This window comes from Helicobacter japonicus (assembly GCF_000762845.2).
In the GTDB taxonomy this organism is placed as follows: Bacteria; Campylobacterota; Campylobacteria; order Campylobacterales; family Helicobacteraceae; genus Helicobacter_C; species Helicobacter_C japonicus.
Window position 1 is genome coordinate 39,609 of sequence record NZ_JRMQ02000003.1, and the last position, 24,949, is coordinate 64,557.

Consider the following 24,949-nt stretch of genomic DNA (forward strand, 5'->3'; position numbering starts at 1 on the left):
AAAACTTCCCTTAAAGTGGTTCAATGATAATCATTTTTGCTTCACTATCGCGCAAAGCCACCTGTGTGCCTTCAATCATCACTGCAACCGCAGAGCGTCCAAAAGAGTGATTCATCACTTGACATACCTTATCTTTTACAATACCAAAAGACATTAATCTATCCCTTAGAGCCTCATCTTGTATATCAAAGCTAATAATTTTACACTTTGAGCCTAAAGCGCATTCATAGAGCGTCATCGCTATCCTTCCTTATATTTCATACTTATAACTCTAACAAATGAGATTCTATACTAAATAAAATAACAAGATTACTCCCCATTTTTACTTTTTTATTTATTTGCAGAATCTTTTGTTTCTTGTTGTGGTAAATTTGGCTCATTGGGAATATCTTTAAAATCTTGCATTATCTCTTCTGGTGCTATCTGTTGATAAGATTGTGTATCTTCTTGTGGATTTGCCAAAGTATTCATTTCTTGGATATTCTCAATAGATTCCGTATCACCTCCAATTGCATTTGCTAAGCCATTTAAAAGACTATCTACAGGCTTTAAGATTCTTCCCACCATTTCAAAAGGGCTAAGCAAAAGGTCTTCAACAATACTTACCTCACTTTTGGGCTTATCAAGTGTGCCTTTCATTACAATCCCTGTAACAAATTTTCCATCATCGCCTAAAATAACATAATTTATTAATGGAATCTTGCTTATAACATCTGTAAGTGTTTTTAATGTAGAGGCTTTTAACACAATGTCTAACTCTTTGCTATCGAGCTTCACAAGTCCTCCACCTTCTACATCAATAGAACTTCCTACCAAATCAATATTTTCAAGCACAAGATACTCATCATTGATAACAAAATGCACTTTGCCATTTTTAATCTCATAACCATTTGCACCAAGTCCGGGCTTACGAAAAGTCAGCAATGCAGGAATAGTATCAATCAATGCAAGAACATTTTGCACGATGGCTAAATCTTTATAAGTCGTATTTTGCATACTAATTTCGCCCTTAAGCGCACCTTCATCATAAATGCCCTTAAAATTAAAAAGACCACCTTTAAAAATATCTCTCTGCCATACACGATTCAAAAATTTATCACTAAAATTACTCATTTTTACACTTGCGCGAGAATAAGCTATATCTGCATTTGCTACACCATTACCATAGGTAACATCAGCACGTATCATTCCATCGCGTATAGAAAGAGAAGCATTATCTGAGGGAATAGTGTAATTACCTAATATAAAGTCCATATCACGTGCTTCTAAGTAAGTAATATGTGGGGAGATTTGATTGACGCGTTCATATTGTCGCTTTGCTCGAATAAATGCTTCCTGCTCTTCACGCTCTTGTGCGCTAAGCTTCTCACCACTCTCATTTTTTTGATTAATTTGTGCAAGGATAGGTATAGAGCTTGAAAACACTTCATTAATGTAAAGATTGTAGCCATTAAGGATAATTTTGACTATATTTCCTTCTTTGATAAGTAGAAATTTTTTATCGAGCGATTCAATAAAGATGCCTTTCTCATTGATTTGCCCCTTAAGAGACATATCATTTAAAATACGAGAATCTTTAGTATAAAGCGGATATTTTAAGCCACTTATTTGTGCATTGAGCTCAATATTTTGAAAATCTGCTGTCTTGATACTTAGTGTGCCTTGTGATATACCAAAATATTGCAAAATAGGTGAATAGGGATAAATTTTGGCAATATCATTAAGTGTAAAAACATTATCTTCGGCAATATCAATATTCAATGCAAAATCTGGCAAGGTAATTATTTTATGTTGTCCTAAATCCCCTAGAATACTAATTTTTTTAAGATGATTCTTATTAATTTTTAGAATCTCCTCACTAAAGCCCTTTTTTGATTCATCATAAATAGCTTGAATAATGCGTTTTGTCAATTCATCACTTTCTTTTGGAGCTTGAGGTAAAGTGATATTTTGAGAAAAACTTTGTGAAGAGAGTGCGAATTTATCAATCAGCAAATCTCCTTGCAACTTAGAGGTTTGCAGATTCCATAACGCATTTAATGTGCCTTGAATACTTTTTGCATAATCAATTTTTGTGTTCAGTAGTTGAATATATGCTTTTGTATTATCTTGGGCAAAATTAAGCTGTAGTTGCTGCGCTTTAAGGCTTTGGTCGCCAAATTTAAGTGATGTGTTCTCTGCCTTTATGCTACCATTAAGCCATACTTTTGTCTGCTTATTTTCGTTCATAATATCAATATCAAGACCTACTTGTAAAGCAGAATCTGCGCTTCTTAAGGGCAGATTCACACCATAGACTTGCAAAAGTTCATTAAGATCATCATTGATACTTGCATTTTGAGAGACAATGGAAACTTTTACACTAAGAGGCTGGGTAAAGATATTGCTAATTTTCACTTCTGAGCCATCAAGATTAATCTGTGTAAAAAATGGCTCTTTGAGCAAAAATTGCAAATTTTCATCACGCATATACAAAATAACACGTGTTGCTTGAATAGGCTTAAGATGCGCTGCAAGATAAATCTTTGGAGATTCAATCGCCAAATCAAGTTCAAGCGTTTTTTGTAATTTTGTAAAAAAATGCTTATCAAGTGTGCTTTGGAATCTAAGTGAATGAAGCTTTAGCACATCATAATGCACATTTTTAAAAAGCCAATCATTGAGAGTTTGATTCTTAAGTTTTAGGATAAAGGGCTTAATGGTATTAAGATTATACAAATGCGATGATGACGCTTCCAAATCGATTTTATGAAAATCTGTAATAGCACGGATATAAAGCGTAGGCTGCTCTGGGTCATTTGTTTGCTCTTTGGGAGAAATGCTTATATCAGCCTCAATAGTTTGTTTTACACCTTGATAAAAGAGACTGCCCTGTATCTGAATCCCAAGTGATACAATATCAAGTTGGGCAATATGTAACTCTGTAACCTTGTTTCCCTCTTCTATAGCAAATTGCGCTACAATCTCCGGTAGATTAATCGTATAAGATTCCCCATCATAATGCACACTTCGCTGTAAATTATCCTCCAAAACAATATGTTCAATATCAAGCTTTTCAAAATATGAGAGAACAAAAAGAAATCTTTTTATCCAAGTTAAAATATCACGAGCACTCATAGAATCTTCATCATCTTTTGCTTGCGTGTTTGAAGATGATTGTAAATGGGATAAATCAAGCGTATCAATATGTAAAATAAGCTTGTTATTTAATCTAAGATAGAATCCCTCAACACGAGTCTTTCCAAAACTGATAGAGGGGCTATATATGCCATTGGAGAGAATCTTATATCCCATAATTGAAAGTGAAAGTAAAATGCCTAAAAAAATAACGATACTTGCAATGCTTTTAGATTTTTTTGTCATCATTGTTATAACCATTTTGTTTTATTTGCTTCAACCTATACAAACTGAACGTATCATCAATCTGCCTAAAGGCTCATTGCCTAAAATTATAACATACTTGAATGATAACGGACAACATATTAATAAACTTGATTCTCTTTTTATTCGTTTTTTAGGACAACCACAAAGTGGATATATTGATATGAAAGCTGAAGTGTTACCTAAAGGTGCATTTTTTAAAGCTCTCGTAAGCTCAAAAGCCGCAACCAAAGATGTTACGCTTATTCCAGGTGAAACTCTCTATTACTTTATCCGCATTTTGGCGCAAAACTTTAATCTTTCTATAGATGAGCTTCAAAAAGCCTATAATAAATATTTTCCTTATCCTGATGGTGTAATTTTTCCTGATACCTATAGCCTTCCTATTGGTATAAATGAAGATGAAATGATGAGTATCCTCTATACTCTTTCAATGCAAAGACATAAACAAAATGCAATGCGACTTCTTGGCACATATAATGAAGAAGAATGGTTTAAAAATATCGCTATTGCTTCAGTTGTGCAAAAAGAAGCAGCAAATAATGAAGAAATGCCTATTGTCGCAGCCGTAGTATTTAATCGTCTTCAAAAAAATATGCCCTTACAAATGGACGGCTCACTTAATTATGGACAGTATTCGCATTCCAAAGTTACACCCGAACGTATCCGCAATGATGATACACCCTATAATACTTATAAAAACAAAGGTGTGCCACCCTATCCTGCCGGAAGTGTTAGCCTACAAGCAATCGAAGCGGTGCTTAAGCCTGCTAAAGTTGATTATCTCTACTTTGTGAGAGATAGAGCTACAGGCACACATAAATTTAGTAAAACTTATGAAGAACATCGCAGTCATTTTTAATTTTATTTGCTTTTAAGTTAAATTGTTTCATAGTTTCAGAGTTAAATTTTTTGTTTAACTTTTTATATTTTACATACTTTAAGTATTTTTGCTTAAAACACATATCTTTAGGTAAGTTTTTAAGGAAAAGTAAGGATAATGATGTTTGATAAGGTTGCTATCATAGGTGGTTCTGGCAATGTCGGTTCCCATATTGCATTTTTAGGGGCAATGAGGGGATTGGCGCGAGAATTTCTTCTTTTTAGTATTGATCTGTTTCGTTGCAAGGGCGTTGGACTTGATATTTCCCAAGCAGCAGCGATTTTCGATCTTCCTGTATCTGTGAAAGGTTGCGAATCTTATGAAGATTTGAGCGGTTGCGAAGTCGTGATTATTACTGCTGGATTCCCACGCACACCGCAAATGAGTCGAAACGATCTTTTACTCAAAAATGCTTCTATTATGCAAGAAATTGTGGAAAATATTGCTAGAGTAGCGCAAGAAGCATTACTTATTATTGTTTCAAATCCCCTTGATGTGATGTGTCTTGTAGCAAAGCATTATAGTGGATTCCCAAAAAACCGCATAATAGGTATGGCGGGTGTGCTTGATGGCGCACGACTTACTTATGAGAGTAAAACAATTCTTAACGATTTTACAAAACATATCGAATCTTATGTGTTAGGTGCGCACGGTGATGATATGCTTCCTTTATTGCGTTATTGCGTGTGTAACGGCAAAAGTCTAGCCGATGTGTTAAGCCCCAAGCAACAAGAAATAGTCGTTCAAGAAACAAAAAATGGTGGAGCAAAAATCGTTAATTATTATCAACAAGGTAGTGCGTATTTTGCTCCTGCAAGTGCAGTTATCAAAATGCTTGAACTCATCATCACTCCAAGTGAAGAGATGCTTGTATGTAGCGTCTATACAGAGGGTGAATACGATATGGAAGGCATCTTTATTGGACTTCCAATCAAACTTGGCAAAAAAGGAGTAGAACATATTGTAGAATTACCATTAAACGAACAAGAGCGGGAAATGTTAAAAAACTCCGCACAGGGCATAAAAAAACAAGTCGAAATTCTCAAAAATAACGGATTGTTAAAAGAGAGAATTTAAGATTAGAAGATAAATCTAAACAAGAAAGGAAGGGAAATGGGTATTAAAAAAGCACCACAAAATGTTCCAGTATGGGTTGATGAGACACGTTGTAAAGCGTGTGATGTATGTGTGTCGCTCTGTCCGAGTGGCGTTTTAGGTATGAAAAAAGATGAGCATAAGATTTTAGGAAAAATTATCTCTGTAGCTTATCCAGAGAGTTGTATCGGTTGTAGAGAATGTGAGCTACATTGTCCTGATTTTGCTATTTTTGTCGCTGATAAAGATGAATTCAAATTTGCCAAAGTAAGCAAAGAAGCGCAAGAGAGAGCAGCAAAAATCAAAGAAAACAAATTTATGGCAATATAAGGAGAGAAAATGCGTGAGTTAATTACAGGAGGAAATGAGCTTGTCGCGTTAGCCGCGATAGAATCAGGTTGTCGTTTTTTTGGTGGATATCCCATCACACCTTCAAGTGAAATTGCCCACGAAATGAGTGTGGAGTTACCAAAAATTGGTGGAAAATTTATCCAAATGGAAGATGAGATTAGTGGTATTGCAGTGGCTTTAGGTGCATCTATGAGCGGCACAAAAGCTATGACTGCATCTTCTGGACCAGGCATATCACTCAAGTCCGAACAAATTGGTTATGGCTTTATGGCGGAAATTCCACTTGTGGTTGTTGATGTAATGCGCGGAGGTCCTTCTACGGGATTGCCTACTCGCGTATCACAAGGCGATATTAATCAAGCAAAGTCTCCAAGCCACGGCGATTTTTGCTCAATCGCACTTGCAGTAGGTAATTTACAAGAGGCTTATACACAAACTATCCGTGCATTTAATCTTGCAGAAAAATATATGACTCCTGTTTTCTTACTTCTTGATGAAACAGTAGGGCATATGCACGGCAAGACGCTTATCCCTGATTTCAAGGATATAGAGCCTACAATTATTCATCGTGAGGAATTTAAAGGTGATCCAAAAGATTATCAACCTTATGGTGTAGCACAAGATAGACCTGCTGTGCTTAATCCATTCTTCAAGGGTTATAAATATCATATTACAGGGCTTCATCACGGACCAACTGGATTCCCAACTGAAGATGAAAAACTCTCACAAAACCTCATCGATAGACTTTTTAACAAAATAGAATCTCATATTGATGATATAGTAGAATACGAGGAGTATGAAGTAAGTGATGCAGAGATTCTTATCATTGCTTATGGCTCTGTTTCACTCTCTGTCAAAGAAGCTATCAATACCTTAAGAAAGCAAGGTGTGAAAGTAGGACTTTTCCGTCCTATCACAATATGGCCTAGCCCTGCTAAACAACTTAAAGAGTTAGGCAAAAAATTCAAAAAGATTCTTATGATTGAGCTTAATAAGGGACAATATAAGCAAGAAGTGGAGCGCATTATGCAAAGAGATATTACCTTCCTTGGCAAAGCCAATGGACGCACTATCTCGCCTACAGAAATTATTAAAACAATCAAGGAGATGTAAAATGGCTTTTAATTACGAAGAATACTTACGAATGGATAAAATGCCAACACTTTGGTGTTGGGGTTGTGGCGATGGTGTTATTTTAAAAAGCGTAATACGCGCTATTGATGCACTTGGTTGGAATATGAATGATGTATGTATTGTGAGCGGTATTGGTTGCTCTGGGCGATTCTCTTCATATGTAAATTGCAATACAGTGCATACGACACACGGAAGAACAATGGCATATGCCACAGGCATCAAACTTGCAAATCCAGATAAAAAAGTGATTGTTATCTCAGGTGATGGGGATTCTACAGCAATTGGTGGGAATCACACCATTCACGCTTGCAGACGCAATATAGACTTAAATCTTGTAATGATTAATAACTTCATCTATGGGCTTACTAATTCTCAAACTTCACCGACTACGCCTAAAGATTTTTGGACGGTGACTGCTCAATATGGTAATATTGACCCGAATTTCGATCCTTGCGAACTTGCAAATGCAGCAGGTGCAAGCTTTATAGCACGAGAGAGTGTGCTTTCACCCAAAAAACTTGAAAAAGTCCTTATGGAAGGATTTACTCACAAAGGCTTTAGTTTCTTTGATATTCATAGTAATTGCCATATTAACCTCGGACGTAAAAACAAAATGGGAGAGGCAACTTCTATGCTAAAATGGATAGAATCTCGCATTGTATCAAAAAGTAAATTTGACACCCTCTCTCCAGAAGAACGTGTGGGTAAATTCCCTACAGGCGTGCTCAAACATCAAACAGACAAAATTGAATATTGTGAAGCTTACGAAGGCGTAATTAAAAAAGCTCAAGCTAAAGGGGGACATTAAAATGATGCATCAGTTACGATTCACAGGTGTAGGTGGGCAAGGTGTGCTTTTAGCAGGAGAGATTCTCGCTGAAGCACAAATTAAGGACAAAGGTTATGGTGTAAAAGCCGCAACTTATACAAGTCAAGTGCGTGGAGGACCCACAAAGGTGGATATTCTCCTAAGTGACGAGGAGATTCTTTACCCTTATGCAAATGAAGGTGAAATTGAATTTATGCTCTCCACTGCACAAGTAAGCTATGATTCTTTCAAAGGTGGCGTAAAAGAAGGTGGTATCATTGTTGTTGAACCAAATCTTGTGCGACCAAGTGAAGAAGATAGAAAAAAATTTAAAATTTATGAGATTCCTATCATCACTATTGCAAAAGAAGAGGTAGGCAATGTTGTAACACAATCTGTTGTGGCACTTGCTATTACAACAACCTTTACTCAATGTGTTGATAGAAATCTTGTGTTTGAAACGATGATAGCAAAAGTCCCTGCTAAAGTGCAAGAAGCAAACAAAAAAGCTTTTGAACTTGGTGAAAAATATGCCAAAGTTGCTAAAGAAAAGGCTTAGTGCTACTCCTATCAAATTTACATAGTCTTATTAAGGCTTTTTTTAGAATCTTTCTTACAAAGGATTGTCCTTTCTGTCAATAGAAGACAATCCTCACCTTTATACCTTTCTTCCTATCATTATGTTATGTTTTTATGTTAAAATACGACTTCATTATTTACTATTTAAACTTTTCTTAAAGGATTCTTGTGGCACATACAGCATTTGAAACAAGCTTAGATACCTTACTTGAAGAGCCAAAACTCTATTGTGTATCGCTTTTAAATGATGATTATACTGCTATGGATTTTGTAACGCGTATTCTTATTGAAGTCTTTGACAAAACGCCTGATGAAGCTACTTCTATTATGCTTAGAATCCATAACAAAGGTAAGGGTGTGTGCGGTGTTTATACCTATGATATTGCAGAGCTTAAAAGTCAAATTGTTAGCCAAAAAGCAAGAGAGCTTGATTACCCACTGCGGGTTATTATTGAGGAAATGCCTTCATAAGGAGATATGATGATAGGACAAAATCTTACCCTTATTTTTAATGAATCTATTGATATAGCACGCGAAATGCGACATAATATTCTCACAACAGAACATCTCTTCCTTGCTACACTCAACAACACACAAGGTATATTTATCTTACAAAAATGTGGAGGTAATATTGAGGAAATGCGCCATCAAATTAGTCTTTATTTGCAAAGATATGTGCCATTTTCTCACGATTCTATTAAGAATCCGGTGCAAACTCCTGCTCTTGATCGTGTTATTGAAACAATGGTTAAACACGCTCAAAATAGTAATCGACAAAATATTGATGTAGGTGATTTACTCGCTTCAATTATGGAAGAAACTCGAAGCTTTAGCACACAGATTCTCAAATCTCAAGGTATTGATAGATTAAGTGTGCTTGAAGTGATTACTTATCAAGAGCAAGAGCAAGAGCAAGAAACATACCAAGAACAAAGAGAAAACTCAAAAGAAATCAATGAAAGCTACCTAGCTAAATACTCTAAAAATCTCTCTGCTCTTGCTAAAGAAGGTAAAATTGACCCTGTCATAGGACGCGAAGAAGAAATTTGGCGTGTGAGTGAGGTTCTTACTCGGCGTAAAAAAAATAATCCTATCCTTGTAGGAGAACCTGGGGTAGGTAAAACTGCTATAGCCGAAGGTTTAGCACTTGAAATCTATCACAAGCGTTTGCCAAAAGTGCTACACAATGCGCAAATTTTTGCACTTGATATAGGAGCGATGATTTCAGGGAGCAAATATCGAGGTGATTTTGAAAAACGACTTAAAGGAGTTCTTAAAGAAATAGCGCAGATACCCCATAGTGTGCTTTTTATTGATGAAATCCATACTATTGTAGGCGCAGGGGCAACTTCAGGCTCAAACCTCGATGCGTCAAATCTCCTTAAGCCTGCTCTAGCCAATGGTTCATTGCGATGTATTGGGGCAACTACATTTAGCGAATTTAAAACACATTTTGATAAAGATAAAGCCTTATCTCGCCGTTTTAGCAAAATTGAAGTAAAGGAGCCAAGCCTAGAAGATTGTTATAAAATTATTGAAGGTTTAGCTCCTATTTATGAATCCTATCATCATATTAAATACACTAAAAATGCACTCAAGGCTTGTGTAGATTTATCTGCACGATACATAAGTGATAAATTTCTACCTGATAAAGCCATTGACTTACTTGATGAAGTAGGCGCAAATATGAGAATCTACCATAACAAAAGAGATGCCACTCCAACTATTACGATTAAAGATATAGAATCTATTTTAAGTAAAAGTGTGCATATTCCAAAAAGCTCTATGAGTAGAGATGAGGGAAAATCTCTGCAAAATCTCTCTACTAAACTCAAAGAACGCATTTTTTCACAAGATAAAGCCATAGATGAATTAAGCAATGCTATTAAAACAAATAAAGCAGGGTTAAGTGAGGGTAATAAGCCCATTGGTAGCTTTGTTTTTGCTGGACCAAGCGGTGTGGGAAAAACAGAACTTGCCAAAGAATTAGCTAAGATTTTAGGTATTGGCTTTGTAAAATTTGATATGAGCGAATATATGGAATCTCATTCTATATCTCGTCTTATTGGCGCGCCTGCTGGATATGTAGGCTTTGAACAAGGTGGGTTGCTCGTAGATGCAGTGCGTAAAAGCCCTCATTGTGTTTTGTTATTTGATGAAATAGAAAAAGCTCATCACGATATTTATAATATTTTATTGCAGATTCTTGATGCAGCAAGTTTAACTGATAATGCTGGAAACAAAGCAGATTTTAAAAATGTTATTGTCATTATGACTAGTAATGCGGGGAGCAAGGAAGCCAATACACTTGGTTTTAACGCTAATATGAACAGCAAAAACGATATAGCAATAAAATCACTCTTTTCACCTGAACTTCGTAGTCGTATTGATAGAATCATTCATTTTAATCCTCTAGGTTTGAATGAATATAAACTTATCGCCAAAAAATACATTAACGATATTGCTACTTCACTAAAATCGCGTCATATTTATCTTAGTATAGATTCTAAAGCCCTTGCTTATCTTGCTTCACAAAGTATGGAAAAAGCTCTTGGTGCGCGTGAAATGAAAAAAATCATTGATGAACAAATCAAACTTCCATTGAGCGAAGAGATTCTCTTTGGTGCGTTAAAAAAAGGAGGAAATGCAAAAATAACGCTCCTTAAAGATTCTCACCCTAAGGCAAAGCATTCTCGCATTACTCTTGTATGCACTCAATCACCTAAACACGTCCAAACAAAAAATGTTGCCAAATCTATTTAATTTCTCGTGGGAAGAGTATTTCGCGTGTGTATATCGCCCCACATTTGAAGGCTTTAATGGGTATTTTAAGCCTATTTTAGATTTTCAAAGAAAATCTAAACTTATTGGTTTAGGCAACGAAATTACTGCCTTAAAAAACAATACACTCGCGTTCATACAAGGGAAAAAAGCTTCTCATACTCTACTATGGGGAGCTAGAGGCTGTGGAAAAAGCTCACTTTTACAGCATACTCTAAGCCATTTTTTGCATTCTCAATCACCCTTACGCATTATTGAGCTTAATAAAGAATCTTTAGGCTTGCTCCCTATGGTGCAAGATTATGTGCGTGATTTGTCTTATAGATTTATTATTATTTGTGATGACCTTTATTTTGAAGCAAACGATCAAGGATACAAATCCTTAAAAAGCATACTTGAAGGCTCTTTTGAAAACAAAGCACACAATATACTTTTTTACACTACTTCAAACCACCGACACCTTATCAGTGAATCTTATCCTCAAGATACGCTTCATCTCAATGACGCTCAAGATGAGATTCTCTCCCTAAGCGATAGATTTGGACTTGTTATAGGTTTTTACACAATGAGCAAAATAGAATATCTTACATTTTTGCAAACAATCTTTCAAGAACCACTTGATGAATCTCTTAAGCAAAAGGCATTGCAATTTAGCACACAAAAAGGCTCGTGCAATCCACGCATCGCTCACGAATTCTATACACTCTACCATAATGACATTCTTTGAATTAAAAGACCATAACTTATATTTACACAAATAGCAAACTTCTTTGTTATAGTTTATTGCAAAATATTTTAAGGAGTTTTTATGCAGCTAACTTTATCAAAGGCTTTAATTAATTTAGTAGCGTTTATGGGTTTAATAAGCACAAATATAGCAATTGCAGAAGAAAAACATAATCATCATATACATCAGCACAAAAAAGTATCTACAATTTCAGAACAAATCATAGATTTAATGCACAAACCTATGATGCAAACACCATTTTTAGAAAGTGATAATTTAGATTTAAACTTCATTTCAAATATGATTCCTCATCATCAAGGTGCGATTGATGCTTCAGAAATGCTTTTAAAACATTCTAAAAACCAAAGAGTAAGGGCTCAAGCTCAAGCAATTATCAAAGAGCAAAAAGCCGAGATTAAAGAATTTGAATCGCTTATTCCACAATTACAAGAACAAAAAAAACTTTATAGCCCAAAAGAAGTAACACTTTTTAACAATCAAGCAAAAACTGATATGGAAGCTATGATGAAAGCTATGAATGAAACCAAGTTGCATAACCGCATTGATTATGATTTTCTCTCAAGCATGATTCCTCATCATCAAGGTGCGATTGATGCTTCAAAGCAGATTCTACAATATACACAAAATGAACAAATAAAAACTATTGCAAAACATATTATCCAAACACAGGAAAAAGAAATTGAAACATTCAAAACCATTCTTAAAAATATCCGCTAAGTCTAAAAATGCAGAAATAAAGAATTTATCTTCTCCTGCACACTCCCAAACAATAATAAAAAATAAACAACACAAGATAATACCTATAAAAATAGGTAGAATCCAAACGCTATATATTACTCGCTTCACCAAACACGGAGCATATCTTAGCGCAATGGAAAATACTTCACATAATACACAATCTACCTCCATAGACTATCTTACAGAAGTGCTGTTACCAAATAAATTTTTGCCCATACAAAGCAAAGTTGGCGATATGCTTGAAGTGTTTGTATATACAGATTCAAATGACCGACCTGTAGCTACCACACAAACTCCAAAAGCACAATATGGCGATATAGCAGAACTTGAAGTGGTAACCCACTCACCTTTTGGTTGTTTTTTAGACTTAGGCATTGATAAACATATTTTTATGCCAACCAAAACACCAACACACTTTACATTACATCAAAAAGTTATCGTAGCAATCACACTTGATAAACAATCGCGTCTCATTGCTAAAACTCATATTAAATCATTTTTGCATAAAGCCCCATTCATTGCTCCACATAGTGAAATTGACGCCTTTATTTTTGAACACACTCCTCTTGGTTTTGGCTGTGTGGTGCAAATACAAAATGATAAACAAAAAGATAAAAATACCCAAAGATATTATGGCTTACTCTTTACTAATGCCATTCCACAAGGCAAAGTGGTAAATCTTGGCACACATATTAAAGCCTATACACAAGGACACAGAGACGATGGCAAGCTTAATCTCACGCTTTTTGCTCCTCATAGCAACAATCAAAAAGCCACTCTTTTAGAATCTATGCCCTTACGCTTAGATTTTTCCTCTTCACCACAAGCTATTTTTGAAAAAATACAAATGAGCAAAAAGCTTTTTAAAAGGCTGGTAAATGAACTTACACGTGAGGGGCAAATCATATTTGATAAAGAAAATGGCATATTTAGGCGCATAAAATAATAAAACAAAGGAGCGAAAATGACTGCATTAATCACTGGTGCATCTTCAGGCATAGGCGAGGCAATTGCAAAGCTTTTTGTGGCTCATTCACACAAGGTAATTATCCTCGCACGGAGACAGGATAAGATTCAATCCTTGCAAGATTCCTTAGGAGAATCTTGCCAAAGCATAGTATGTGATGTGAGCGATACACATTATATACAATCCGCACTTCAAAAGCTCTCAATACCATTTCAAAATATTGATGTGCTTGTGAATAATGCCGGAAAAGCTTTGGGATTAAGTAGCGCAGACAAAGCAGATGTGTGCGATTGGGAGGAAATGGTGGAGGTGAATATCCTAGCTCTCATCAAACTTACACATTTACTTCTGCCTCAAATGGTAGCACAAGGCTATGGGCATATTATCAATATTGGCTCAATCGCAGGGAGCTATCCTTATCCGGGTGGTAATGTATATGGCGCAAGTAAGGCTTTTGTAAGGCAATTCAGCCTTAATTTAAGGGCAGATTTGTATGATAAAAACATTCGCGTAACCGATATTGAACCGGGCTTGTGCGGTGGAAGTGAATTTTCACAAGTGCGTTTTAAAGGTGATGAGGCTAAGGCAAAAAGTGTATATGAAGGCACAACGCCACTTATGCCTGAAGACATTGCTCAAAGTGTGCTATGGGTTGCCTCACTGCCTCAACATATCAATATCAATACACTTGAAATAATGCCTACCACTCAAGCTCCAGCAGCACTAAATGTCTATAAAAATACAAATAAAGGCAAAAAATAGGGTATTTAACATATTGTATTCATAAAGGTGGTAGAATATTCTCTAATTTTTATGTTGTAATCAAAGGAGTAGTATGCAATGGTCTGCACAAAGTTGGCGAGATAAACCTATTAAACAGCACCCAACTTATAAGGATAAAGCACTTTTAGAATCTGTGGAAGCACAGCTTAAATCTTATCCACCGCTTGTTTTTGCAGGCGAATCAAGAGCCTTGCAAGAGCGTTTGGCTCAAGTATGCAGAGGAGAATCTTTTTTACTCCAAGGTGGAGATTGTGCTGAAAGTTTTTCCCAATTTAATGCAATCAACATTCGTGATTTATTCAAAGTTATTATCCAAATGGGTGCAATTCTTACATTTGGTGCATCTTGTCCGATAGTCAAGGTAGGGCGCATTGCAGGGCAATTTGCCAAACCTAGATCAAGTGATATGGAATCTAATGGACAATTTGAACTTCCAAGCTATCGCGGAGATATGATTAATGGTATGGAATTTACATCAGAGGCTCGAGAACATAATCCCGAGCGAATGCTTCAAGCCTATCATCAAAGTGCTGCCACACTCAATCTTTTGCGTGCCTTTGCTCAAGGTGGCTTTGCGGATTTAAATCAAGTACATAAATGGAATCTTAGCTTTGTTAAAGATAATGCTTTTGGACGCAAATATGAGGAGCTTGCTTCTCGTATAACTCAAGCACTTGATTTTATGAAAGCCTGTGGCATTAGCCCAGAGCACCCTAGCCTAAAAGAGACAGAGTTTTACACCTCGCACGAAGCCCTTGTGCTACACTATGAAGAACCTCTGTGTAGGGAGGATTCACTCACGGGCGATTGGTATGACTGCTCGGCTCATATGCTATGGATTGGAGAACGCACAAGGGGACTTGATGAAGCGCATATCGAATTTTTGCGTGGGGTAAAGAATCCTGTGGGTGTGAAAATTGGACCAAATGCGACAAAAGCAGATATTATGGGTATTTGCGATGCACTCAATCCTAATAATATAAGTGGTAGGCTTAATCTTATTGTGCGTATGGGTGCAGATAAGATTCGTGAAAATTTCCCCAAACTTTTAGAATCTATTAACAAAGAGGGACGTGAAATTGTGTGGAGTTGCGACCCAATGCACGGCAACACAATCAAAGCAAACAATGGTTACAAAACACGTGTGTTTGATAGTGTGCTAAGTGAAGTCAAAAGCTTTTTTGAGATTCACAAAGCGTGCGGAAGTTACGCAGGTGGTGTGCATTTAGAAATGACAGGGGCAGATGTTACAGAATGCGTAGGAGGCTCACAAGCAATTACTGAAGAGGGCTTAGTATGCAATTACAATACGCAATGCGATCCACGTTTAAATGCAACTCAAGCCATTGAAATGGCATTTCTTATTGCAGATATGATTAAAAATCGCTAAGGCTAAATTTTTAGAGTTTATTGGTAAATCTAAGAGTATTTGAATCTAAATATATTCTTTTAGATTCAAACTCCTTTAACTGCACTTATTTAAAATCTCTACTCTTCTGTGGATTTTACTACTCTTTTATTGAGTGGTTGGATATCTCTTGCATTATGGTGCAATACCGATTCTAAAGATTTGAATTGTTTTGAAGAAACTTCAGGTTGAGTCTTCATTACTACCCATTGCACATTTTCACTACAAGGTGGTGTTGTCAAGCTCCCAACAAACTCATAATATCCTTTGCTTTCTGGCAATAAAGACTGAATGTCAAATTTTTGGAATTTCTTAGAACTATTAGCAGTTTTAGGCAAATCTTTAATGATTTTATCAAGTGCCTTATTCTCTGCTCCTTCTTTATAGAGAACACTAACAACGAGTAATCCACCTTTAGCATTTTTATGCACAAAATGTGCTTCAAGCGGATAGGCTACACCATTGATATGATTTTCAGAAGGTGTGTGGAAATGAAATTGCACAAGCTCGTAAGTTGTATTATTAAATTGCAAAGATGAAGCACTATCTTTTAAATCAACCTGCACAGAATGCCCATTGTTAGTGATAGTCTGTGTCTTTTCATCATAGGCAAAAACAATATTTTGTTTTGTCTTTTTTGTTTGAGATGGAATAATATCAATAGGCGTTTGTGCCTTACCTACCTTACACAATGCAAATTGTTTATCCAAATCTCCCCAATTTTTAGGACCATCATTTTTACCATAACCCCAATGGACACTTGAAGTATCACTTGCCCACAAACCCACAGCCAAGAAACATATACAAAAACCTGCATAAAACTTTAACATACTCTTCTCCTTAGAATACAAAATGAGAGTGCTATTTTAACAAAAGAAATTATAATAAATAATAATCGCGATTAAAAAAGCGTTTTTTGCATCACATTTGGAATCTGCAACAATTCATAGGTTTTAGCAGTTGCTACACGCCCCTTTGCTGTGCGCTCCAAATAAGAATTTACAAGCAAATAAGGCTCTATCACATCTTCAATGGTTGCCTCATCTTCACTCATAGCTGCCGCAATGGTATTTAGCCCTATAGGTCTGCCCTGTGCCTGTGCCAAAATACGTAAATAACGCAAATCAAGCTCATCAAAGCCTAGCTCATTCACGCCAAGTTCATTCAGCGCATAGCGCACGCATTCAAGGCTTATTTCGCTTTCTTTAGCATAGATTCCCACATCAGCAAAATCCCTGACCCTACGCAATAAACGCAAAGCAATACGTGGAGTGCCTCTTGAGCGGCGTGCGATTTCATCTGCTCCATTTTGTAAGAGTATTTTATTCATTTTTTTTGCCGCAATACATACAATCTGTGCTAATTCATCATTTTCATAAAACTGCAGTCTAAAATTCATACCAAATCTATCACGCAATGGATTTGAAAGCATACCTGCTCGAGTAGTCGCGCCAATGAGTGTAAAAGGTGCAATATCAAGCTTAATAGTTTGTGCAGCAGGACCAGAACCAATAATAATATCGAGCCTAAAATCCTCCATTGCAGGATAGAGAATCTCTTCAATAGCCGGACTTAAACGATGAATCTCATCAATAAATAAAATATCTCCCTCATTTAAATTTGTCAAAATTGCTGCCAAATCCCCTGCTTTTTCAATCATAGGTGCTGCGCTTACCTTGATATTGCTCCCCATTTGATGGGCAATGATATGGCTTAGAGTTGTCTTACCAAGTCCGGGAGGTCCAAAAAAGAGAATATGATCTAAGCATTCCCTTCTCTTCTTACTTGCTTCAATGGCAATTTTAAGATTCTTTTTGATTTTCTCTTGCCCGATATATTCTTCCCATACATTTGGACGCAAAGAAAATTCTTGTGTGGCATCAAAACTAATTTTTTCCACCTCGACCACACGATTAATCTCCGTGCTTTGAATCTGCGCTTTTTGAAGTGAAATTTTTTCCATTAATAACTCTCTTGCTCACTTGGAAATGTTTGAGATTTTACATCTTTAGCATACGCTCTAACAGCATCTTTAAGAATGCTTTTGCCATCGCAATAGCGGCGCACAAATTTTGGCTTAAATTCATCAAAAAATCCAAAGGCATCACTCCATACAAGAATCTGCCCATCACAATCCACCCCCGCACCAATGCCAATAGTCGGCACAGATAGGGCTTTTGTGATAGCATTTCCGCATTCTTTACTCACACCCTCTACTAAGATTCCAAATACGCCTGCTTCCTGCATAGCGAGGGCAGTTTCTATAAGTTGTTGAGATTGTGCCTTGTCTTTACCCTTGACCTTAAATCCTCCATCAAAACGCATAAATTGAGGTTTTAAACCAATATGTGCCATTACCGCAAAACCCTCATCACATAATGCCTTAATCAAAGGAAGTTTATCCATTCCCACTTCAAGCTTTAAAGAATCTGTTGTTGTATTTTTGTAGAATCTACGCGCATTTTTAAGTGCTTCTTTTGTTGTAGTGTAGCTTCCAAAAGGCATATCTGTGATAAGAAATGAGCGCGTAACCCCCCTACAAACCGCCTTTGTGTGATAAAGCATTTCGTCCATACTAAGGCTTAGTGTATCATTTTGCCCACCAAAACTCATATTGAGGCTATCTCCTACTAAAATCACATCAACCTCACCATCAAATATATGTGCCATAAGCGCGTCATAAGCAGTAATTGCTACAATTTTTTCTTTGCCCTTTTTGGCTTTAAGCGCACCCAAACTCATTTTTTTTTCCAGCATTACTCCTCCTTATCTCTTAAGATTCCCAATGCAACAATATCACTCCACATACTACCATAACAACGCCTATATACCCTACAATATCAAGTTTTTCTTTAAAAAAGATATAGCCTCCAAGTATCGTGCCAATAATACCTATTGCTCCCCAAGTAGAATATGCTACAGACAAAGGCATATCTTCAAGTGCCAGAACCAATACGCTAAAAGCTGCCCACACCATAACAATAGTGCCTATTGTATAGCCCTTATGTGTGAAAGCATTAGACTTTTTAAGAAATAAATTTGCAATCACATCTAATATTGCTGAAATTACAACATATACTAATGCTAAACTCATTTTGCTCTCCTCATTTTCGCTTCATTTCGGCATAATTTATTAAGGCAATGCCACTAATGGCACACACGATACCGATTTTTTGCCATAGAGACAGCTCCTCACCAAAATAAAATACGCTAATACACACCACACATAAAGCACCCAGCACTTCCCATATTGCATATGCTACACCCACAGAAATTCTTTTTAAAGAAAGAGCCATAAAATAATAAGAAAGCACAAGCAAAATATACATACACACAAGCCCCCAAATATTGCCCTCGCTTGCTTTCATTAGATTCACTGCTAATACTTCAGTAAGAATTGCAAAGACTAAAAGCAAATACGCTTTTTGAATACTCATTTTTTTTTCCTTTGAGACTTGATGCGTTGAGTTGAAACAAGACTTTGAGTAAAAATAAATAATGCCAAAAAAGCACTTATTACCATCATTACAATGCTTAAAATTTGCCCCATTGACAAACCTAATGCAAAATAACCCATTTGCACATCAGCCTCGCGAAAAAATTCACAAATAAAACGAGCTAACGCATATAAAAAGCCATATACCACAAGCAAACTTCCTGGACGCTTGGCATATCGCAATAAACACATCAAAACAATAAACACCACAATCCCTTCAGCAAAAGCTTCAAAAAGCTGACTTGGGTAACGCAATTCTCCATTCACAAGGATTCCAATAGTGCGAGAAAAACCTTCACCTTCAATTACGCGTCCAAAAAGCTCGTGATTGAAAAAATTACCCAAACGTCCAAATACATAACCTAAGGGAACAGAAATAGCCGATAAATCCATAAATATCCAAAAAGATTGCTTTTTAAAATAGCAAAAAAGCAATGCAGCTAATACAAAACCAATCATTGCCCCGTGATAACTAAAACCACTTATACCAACAAACACTCCATCGATATAAGGATTAAACATCTGCCACGGCTGCGAAAGATACTCCCATCGCTGTGGAGAATAAATTAATACATAGCCAATACGCCCACCTAAAATAACACCGACTTCTACCCAAATAAAAAAACTATCAAGTTGTTCTTGTGCGATAGGAAAACGTTTATTTTGATATTTAATAAATATTTTTGCAATTAAAAGCGCAATAAGCATTGCTCCCACATACATAATCCCATACCAATGCACACTTATATCAAATATTTTAAATGCAATTGGGTCGATATAATCGTAGATTCTATTCCACAGGCTATATTGCTCCAAATCTATGCCTCCATAATCTTAATTTGAAAAAACTCAATCAAATCAATTTCTTCAAAAAACATAAACAATCTTAAATCATCAACGACAATTTCTATCTTAATCTTATCTATGTCGTGGAGTTTAAAGAGATAGCCTAACACATATGAATTAATAGGGTAAGCTTTAATAAAGTAGATTCTAAGCAGTTGATGCTCAGCTACAAACTGCTTAAGCATACTTTCAATCTCAATCTTAAAAGTCAAAAACGCGTCATAACTCTTGAGTTTTCCTACACTACATATCATCTGCATATCATTGATTGTTCTAATACTTAACGCCATTTTCTTATTCCTTTAAGAATATTATATCAAAGCTTTATTGCGTGTCATTAAACATATCTTTTTATCATATTGTGTATTTATTATCATTTGATTTTTTCTCAAATTATGAATGAAAATATTTACAGGGAATACGCAATGTTATGACGCCTCTTGATATACCATAATGTATATGGGAACGTGTTTTTGCAGAAAAAAGTGTCATTATACGCTTTCCTCTCCCGCCTAGATTCTTAACTTTTATACACCCTTTATAGCAAGGTTTAAAAGGAAAATTAAAAGTAATGAGAATCTGTGTAGGTTTTACCAAAAGTGTGCAAAAAACACTATAAGTTTTTTTAAAAAATGCAGTATTTTTTATACACGCTTGATATTTTGGGAATACGGGCTGATTTGTATAGAGTTGCATTTTACTCACACGCTTGATATGATGCTCAATAATATTATGAGCACATTCACAAACTACAATTCCTATTTCATCAAGATTGCGTATATAATGCGTATGTGGTAAGCAAGATTCTATCCATATCAGCATAGAAGCTACATCACTAAATTCGCTTCCAAAGCTCTTGTGGTAAATTCTCATATTTTTTAAGTTTTAAATTTGCTAATCGCACTCTCAAGATCTTTTGCCTTGCAAGACATATCAGTAGCAATTTTATGTATATCACGCCCTACGCTTTGAGTGGATTCTGAAGATTTAGCAATTTCTTGCATCATATTCACCAACTCTTTTGTGCTTTGGGCTATTGAGGTGCTAATTTCTTTTAGATTGATGGCATTTTGTTTTGTTGATGTGAGCTTTTCGTGTGTATTATGCGCATCATTAATAAGCGGTGTAGTTTTGCCTGCAATTTGTATCATATCTTCTGAAATTTCCTTAATATCTTTTCCCATATCATCAATACTCTGTGTTACAAGATTAATATTTGCTGCAATTTCATTCAGTGATTTTTGTGTTCGTTCTGCGAGTTTTCTCACCTCATCTGCAACAACAGCAAATCCTCTTCCGTGTTCTCCAGCTCTTGCTGCTTCAATAGCTGCATTTAATGCTAAGAGATTTGTTTGGTCAGCAATATCACTAATGATAGAAAGCACCGATTTAATCTGCTCCGCGTGTCCTGTTAGCTCTCCCACGTGTTCTAAAATAGTCTGCTGATTCTCCGCAGATGAAGAAATGAGATTTACAGAATCTTGCAAGTTTTTTACAAACTCATCGAGTATCTCTTCAGTTTGTTCAATATCATTTCTTGTCGCGTTAGCAATTTGTTCAGCATTATCAAGATTCTCACTCACATTATGTGTTAAAGCATTCACTTTATCCACAAGCTCAAACTGCTCATCGGAGTTTTTTGATAATATATTAGATACACCTAATAACCCATTACAAGTCTGTGTATTTTCCTCGCTTACGTGTTTGCTCACTGAAATTGTATCTTGAATAGTTTGGATAAATTTATTAACATAGCCTGAAGTAATACCCACCTCATCATTGCGTTTAATGGCAATACGTTTTGTCAAATCTCCACTACCGCCCTCTGTCAAATCTTTTGCCATATCGCGTAAATGATTAAGAGGCTTGACAAGCTCTTTTTCAAAAAATATATAAAGTCCTAGCAATGCCAAAATACCTGCTACAAGCATTGTGAGTAAAAGATAATCTTCATTTTGTTCAATCTGCTCATAAAAACCTTCAGTTGAAATTCTAAGTTCAAGCACACCTAGCACATCGCCAATTTGCAAAACACCATACTGATGGCAACTCATACAGCTTGCATCTGCAATTAAAGGCTTAAAAAATACAACATTATGGACACCATCTTCATAAGATTCTTTTAATTGTGCTTGCTTAGTGTTAAAAATTTCTATCACATCTTTATCTTCACTCACCTTATCGCTCATACCAAACAAATCAATCACACTTTGACTTTTATGGATTTTTAAATCAAGCACACCAGGAATTTTGCTTGCATCAAGAAGCCCAGCATCAATAATTTCACGCACACCTAGATTCATACTCATACGCACGGTCTGAAATATAGAATCTCCAAGCATTTGCGCATTTCTTTTACCTTCTTTAACTGCCATACCCTGAAAACCTGTAGCAATAATGCCATAAAGGATACTGAAGCCAATAATGATAAATACTAAGAGTGTAAAAAGCACCTTAGAACGAAATGTTTGCAGCATAATATTTTTTGCTCCTTTTCTTAGTTTAAGCTAATCGCTTTAATGCTTCTTTGACTATGTCGGACACACTTGTAGCCTCAATACCTTGAAGAGATTTACTTATCTCACTTTCTTTGAATCCTAGAGAACGCAAAGCTAAAGACGCCTCGTGCTGAAGACTATTTTGTGGTGTAATGCTTTGATTTTGTAATAATTCTGCAAAAAATCCTGCGACATCAACCATAATTTTCCCTGCACCTTTTGCGCCAATGCCGGGCACTTTTTTCAACGCATCAATATCTTTATTTGCAATAATAGAGGCAAAATGTGTAGGTGTATAAGTTGAAAGAATCGCAAGTGCCACCTTAGGACCTACACCATTAATCTTAATAAGCCTCTCAAAAGTTTGTCTCTCCATATCTTCAACAAAGCCAAAAAGCAAATGCGCGTCCTCACGGATAATATGTGTGCAGATAATTTTGACTATTTTTTGCGCATCTGCTTCTATATACATTCTCAACGCAGAAGTTGCATTGAGCGACATTTGCACACCATAAATCACCCCTCCTGCTTCAATCTCTATGAACATAGGCTCTATTCTACAAACTACACCTCTTAAGCCTACAATAAGATTCATTGGCACACTCATTGACGCTCTACCTTTTGTAATTTGCCCTGCTCCTTATCAATACTTATATTGACATTCTCCCCATCATTCACGCGTATAATGTCCTTAGATTCGGGAAAAAAACTCTCATACATAACCTCATTATTCCCCTGCCAAGGAACATCAAGTGTAATTGTTGCTTCTCTTGCTTGTATGTCAAGAGATTCAAGACGATCATTCATTACTTTACTTTCTTGCTTTAAGGCTATAAGCTGGTCTTTAAGATACTTTGTCCGATGAAGCAAAGTTACATATTGAGCAATACTATCAGTGATATTGCGCTCGTTTGGTTTATTATTTTTTTTGTTTTCTTCCATAATAATTTTGATTTTATTTACTACAGGCTTTGTTTTGCGCACAAGTGCCAAATCTTTATTTAATACCTGCAAAAAGGCATTCATTGCCTGAAAATTATGATTAAGCTGTGTATCAATGCGTTCCTTTTCTTCTTGTGTTTTCAGAGCGGTGCGAGAAGAAATCAAGAATTGATTCTCACCACCATTCATATTTTTAATATGTGCGTTATGAGAAATGGCAATCTTTGTATGAGAGTAAAGATTATCAATAACGACATCTCTTGCCTTGATATTGCCTCCATTTGCTTGTTCAACAAAAACCTCCTCACCCTCTATACTCCCTAATTCAAGACATTTAACACGAACTTTTTCTGCCTTTACCGAACCTTTATGTATATCAATTATAGCTTCTTTGGCTCTTATAAGCGTGCTCTGATGTGTTTGTCCATTAATTTCTAACTTATTTGCCACTATTGTTGCATTTTCCGCGACAGAACCAAAAATTTTTATATCTCCTGCTTCAAGCACAATTCCTGCGCCTACCGCATCTTGATTTGCATCAGCACAGCTTACTTCTACAACAAAACCTTTTTTATCGCCACCAAGCAGAGAGCCACTTGTGCGTGTGGTAATTTCAGATAAATTAAAATCAACGAGAATCTTTAGCTCACCCTCTCCTAGCCCTACATAGCCATCTTGTGCAGCATAATATTCTATCACTCCCTCTTTTTCTTCACTTCTAAATTCACCCTCCTTATATCCCATTTTCATTTCTAAATCCATACTCTCTTGTTTTTTTGCGTGTATATATTCACCTCTTAAATTGCGCCCACTCACACCTGCTTGTGCTTTAATAGCTAAACCTACCAAATCACCGCTTTTTGCAGCATATGAAGCAAATTCTATAGGTTTATCACGAGTCTTATTCCACTCTTCTTTGAGGATAAAATTAAAAGTCCCACTCAAACTTGGAACAAACCCTCCAGCTTTTGAAATCACCATTTTGCGCCGAGATTCTAATTTGCCTTTAATTGAGAGAGAAGAAAATAATTCTTTCAATGACTGAATCTCTTGCTGCGTATCAGCACCAAAAAGCCTTACAATAACGTTTTTAACAATCTTTTCTCGTGTGATTTGCTCATAGAGTTGTGTGAAAAATTCATCATCTTCGCGCACTTCTAACCCTTCTTTAAGCTCTAAGCTTAACTCGTAGCATTCGTTATCCATATGTAGCTTAACAAAAGGTGCCAAATCACCCTCTTTCAGTCCGCGCAACACGATGTCATATACTTGCTTAATATCAAAATCGTTTTGATTGTATCTCTCCTCATTACCGAGAATATTGACATATTCTTCTGGCGGAAGCACACTAAAATCTTTTTTTGTTTCTCCACGATAAAGGGTATTGATATGCAATATATCAAAACTTACCAAATCTTCTTTGAGTGCGTATAAATCACATACTTTTTTAATTTCAGCACTCACATCAATGCAGGATTTCACAGAAATAGGCTCAAAGAGTTGCATAAAAC

At 36.1% G+C, this 24,949-nt stretch carries 26 protein-coding genes; 13 read left to right on the plus strand and 13 right to left on the minus strand.

Features of this window, described 5'->3' with window-relative positions; all coding sequences use genetic code 11:
• Nucleotides 1-10 precede the first annotated feature (10 nt).
• Together LS65_RS03405 and LS65_RS03410 are read right to left on the minus strand one after the other, a co-directional pair.
• Nucleotides 11-238: a FeoA family protein gene (locus tag LS65_RS03405; RefSeq protein ID WP_034360622.1), complete on the minus strand. Its 228-nt coding sequence runs from the start codon at nt 236-238 to the stop codon at nt 11-13.
• 92 nt (nt 239-330) lie between these two features.
• Nucleotides 331-3,366 carry a DUF3971 domain-containing protein gene (locus LS65_RS03410; protein WP_236096609.1) on the minus strand — a complete coding sequence of 1,012 codons (3,036 nt, stop codon included), beginning with the start codon at nt 3,364-3,366 and terminating at the stop codon, nt 331-333.
• Here LS65_RS03410 and mltG point away from each other — a divergent pair.
• The 13 genes from mltG to LS65_RS03475 all read left to right on the plus strand — a co-directional run bounded on the left by mltG (nt 3,314) and on the right by LS65_RS03475 (nt 15,638).
• On the plus strand, nt 3,314-4,243 hold the full coding sequence (mltG, locus tag LS65_RS03415) for an endolytic transglycosylase MltG (protein WP_034361787.1): 930 nt from the start codon (nt 3,314-3,316) through the stop codon (nt 4,241-4,243). The genes LS65_RS03410 and mltG overlap by 53 nt on opposite strands.
• Nucleotides 4,244-4,384: 141 nt before the next feature.
• Nucleotides 4,385-5,341, plus strand: a complete 957-nt coding sequence (locus LS65_RS03420) for a malate dehydrogenase (protein ID WP_034360627.1) — start codon at nt 4,385-4,387, stop codon at nt 5,339-5,341.
• Between the two features lie 36 nt (nt 5,342-5,377).
• Nucleotides 5,378-5,689 (plus strand): 4Fe-4S dicluster domain-containing protein, encoded by a 312-nt coding sequence (locus LS65_RS03425; protein WP_034360629.1) that lies wholly within the window; start codon nt 5,378-5,380, stop codon nt 5,687-5,689.
• Nucleotides 5,690-5,698: 9 nt separating this feature from the next.
• Nucleotides 5,699-6,823 (plus strand): 2-oxoglutarate synthase subunit alpha, encoded by a 1,125-nt coding sequence (locus LS65_RS03430; protein WP_034360631.1) that lies wholly within the window; start codon nt 5,699-5,701, stop codon nt 6,821-6,823.
• 1 nt (nt 6,824) lies between these two features.
• Nucleotides 6,825-7,652 (plus strand): 2-oxoglutarate ferredoxin oxidoreductase subunit beta, encoded by an 828-nt coding sequence (locus tag LS65_RS03435; RefSeq protein WP_034360633.1) that lies wholly within the window; start codon nt 6,825-6,827, stop codon nt 7,650-7,652.
• A gap of 1 nt (nt 7,653) precedes the next feature.
• Nucleotides 7,654-8,211: a 2-oxoacid:acceptor oxidoreductase family protein gene (locus LS65_RS03440; RefSeq protein ID WP_034360635.1), complete on the plus strand. Its 558-nt coding sequence runs from the start codon at nt 7,654-7,656 to the stop codon at nt 8,209-8,211.
• A gap of 188 nt (nt 8,212-8,399) precedes the next feature.
• Nucleotides 8,400-8,702: an ATP-dependent Clp protease adaptor ClpS gene (locus tag LS65_RS03445; protein ID WP_034360637.1), complete on the plus strand. Its 303-nt coding sequence runs from the start codon at nt 8,400-8,402 to the stop codon at nt 8,700-8,702.
• 9 nt (nt 8,703-8,711) lie between these two features.
• Nucleotides 8,712-10,994 carry an AAA family ATPase gene (locus LS65_RS03450; RefSeq protein ID WP_034360639.1) on the plus strand — a complete coding sequence of 761 codons (2,283 nt, stop codon included), beginning with the start codon at nt 8,712-8,714 and terminating at the stop codon, nt 10,992-10,994.
• Nucleotides 10,975-11,739: a DUF815 domain-containing protein gene (locus LS65_RS03455; RefSeq protein WP_034360641.1), complete on the plus strand. Its 765-nt coding sequence runs from the start codon at nt 10,975-10,977 to the stop codon at nt 11,737-11,739. Before LS65_RS03450 ends, LS65_RS03455 begins: the two co-directional genes overlap by 20 nt.
• An 81-nt stretch (nt 11,740-11,820) precedes the next feature.
• Nucleotides 11,821-12,477 (plus strand): DUF305 domain-containing protein, encoded by a 657-nt coding sequence (locus LS65_RS03460; protein WP_138129750.1) that lies wholly within the window; start codon nt 11,821-11,823, stop codon nt 12,475-12,477.
• Nucleotides 12,440-13,444: a S1-like domain-containing RNA-binding protein gene (locus LS65_RS03465; protein WP_236096610.1), complete on the plus strand. Its 1,005-nt coding sequence runs from the start codon at nt 12,440-12,442 to the stop codon at nt 13,442-13,444. The genes LS65_RS03460 and LS65_RS03465 overlap by 38 nt, the downstream gene beginning before the upstream one ends.
• An 18-nt stretch (nt 13,445-13,462) precedes the next feature.
• Nucleotides 13,463-14,227, plus strand: a complete 765-nt coding sequence (locus tag LS65_RS03470) for an SDR family NAD(P)-dependent oxidoreductase (RefSeq protein ID WP_034361394.1) — start codon at nt 13,463-13,465, stop codon at nt 14,225-14,227.
• Between the two features lie 73 nt (nt 14,228-14,300).
• The gene (locus tag LS65_RS03475) at nt 14,301-15,638 is read left to right on the plus strand and encodes a class II 3-deoxy-7-phosphoheptulonate synthase (RefSeq protein WP_034361393.1); all 1,338 of its coding nucleotides are present in this window, start codon (nt 14,301-14,303) and stop codon (nt 15,636-15,638) included.
• 98 nt (nt 15,639-15,736) lie between these two features.
• Here LS65_RS03475 and LS65_RS03480 read toward each other — a convergent pair whose 3' ends face one another.
• The 11 genes from LS65_RS03480 to LS65_RS03530 all read right to left on the minus strand — a co-directional run bounded on the left by LS65_RS03480 (nt 15,737) and on the right by LS65_RS03530 (nt 24,944).
• Nucleotides 15,737-16,486: a carbonic anhydrase gene (locus tag LS65_RS03480; RefSeq protein WP_052061043.1), complete on the minus strand. Its 750-nt coding sequence runs from the start codon at nt 16,484-16,486 to the stop codon at nt 15,737-15,739.
• Between the two features lie 71 nt (nt 16,487-16,557).
• Nucleotides 16,558-17,619 (minus strand): Holliday junction branch migration DNA helicase RuvB, encoded by a 1,062-nt coding sequence (ruvB, locus tag LS65_RS03485; RefSeq protein WP_052061042.1) that lies wholly within the window; start codon nt 17,617-17,619, stop codon nt 16,558-16,560.
• Complete coding sequence (gene panB, locus LS65_RS03490; RefSeq protein WP_034361392.1) at nt 17,619-18,413, minus strand: 3-methyl-2-oxobutanoate hydroxymethyltransferase; 795 nt, start codon at nt 18,411-18,413, stop codon at nt 17,619-17,621. The genes ruvB and panB overlap by 1 nt, the downstream gene beginning before the upstream one ends.
• A 16-nt stretch (nt 18,414-18,429) precedes the next feature.
• Nucleotides 18,430-18,750 carry a DMT family transporter gene (locus LS65_RS03495; RefSeq protein ID WP_034361391.1) on the minus strand — a complete coding sequence of 107 codons (321 nt, stop codon included), beginning with the start codon at nt 18,748-18,750 and terminating at the stop codon, nt 18,430-18,432.
• Nucleotides 18,751-18,760: 10 nt separating this feature from the next.
• Nucleotides 18,761-19,093, minus strand: coding sequence for a DMT family transporter (locus tag LS65_RS03500; protein ID WP_034361390.1), 333 nt, complete (start codon nt 19,091-19,093; stop codon nt 18,761-18,763).
• Complete coding sequence (gene lgt, locus LS65_RS03505) at nt 19,090-19,968, minus strand: prolipoprotein diacylglyceryl transferase (RefSeq protein ID WP_034361389.1); 879 nt, start codon at nt 19,966-19,968, stop codon at nt 19,090-19,092. Before lgt ends, LS65_RS03500 begins: the two co-directional genes overlap by 4 nt.
• A 2-nt stretch (nt 19,969-19,970) precedes the next feature.
• Complete coding sequence (locus LS65_RS03510) at nt 19,971-20,288, minus strand: hypothetical protein (RefSeq protein WP_034361388.1); 318 nt, start codon at nt 20,286-20,288, stop codon at nt 19,971-19,973.
• A 103-nt stretch (nt 20,289-20,391) separates the two neighbouring features.
• Entirely contained in the window at nt 20,392-20,871 is a 480-nt protein-coding gene (locus LS65_RS03515; protein WP_034361387.1) for a hypothetical protein, read from the minus strand.
• A gap of 5 nt (nt 20,872-20,876) precedes the next feature.
• Nucleotides 20,877-22,475: a methyl-accepting chemotaxis protein gene (locus LS65_RS10405; RefSeq protein ID WP_138129751.1), complete on the minus strand. Its 1,599-nt coding sequence runs from the start codon at nt 22,473-22,475 to the stop codon at nt 20,877-20,879.
• Nucleotides 22,476-22,500: 25 nt separating this feature from the next.
• Nucleotides 22,501-23,103 carry a Holliday junction branch migration protein RuvA gene (ruvA, locus tag LS65_RS03525; protein ID WP_236096611.1) on the minus strand — a complete coding sequence of 201 codons (603 nt, stop codon included), beginning with the start codon at nt 23,101-23,103 and terminating at the stop codon, nt 22,501-22,503.
• Nucleotides 23,100-24,944, minus strand: coding sequence for a hypothetical protein (locus LS65_RS03530; RefSeq protein ID WP_034362854.1), 1,845 nt, complete (start codon nt 24,942-24,944; stop codon nt 23,100-23,102). The genes ruvA and LS65_RS03530 overlap by 4 nt, the downstream gene beginning before the upstream one ends.
• Nucleotides 24,945-24,949 lie beyond the last annotated feature (5 nt).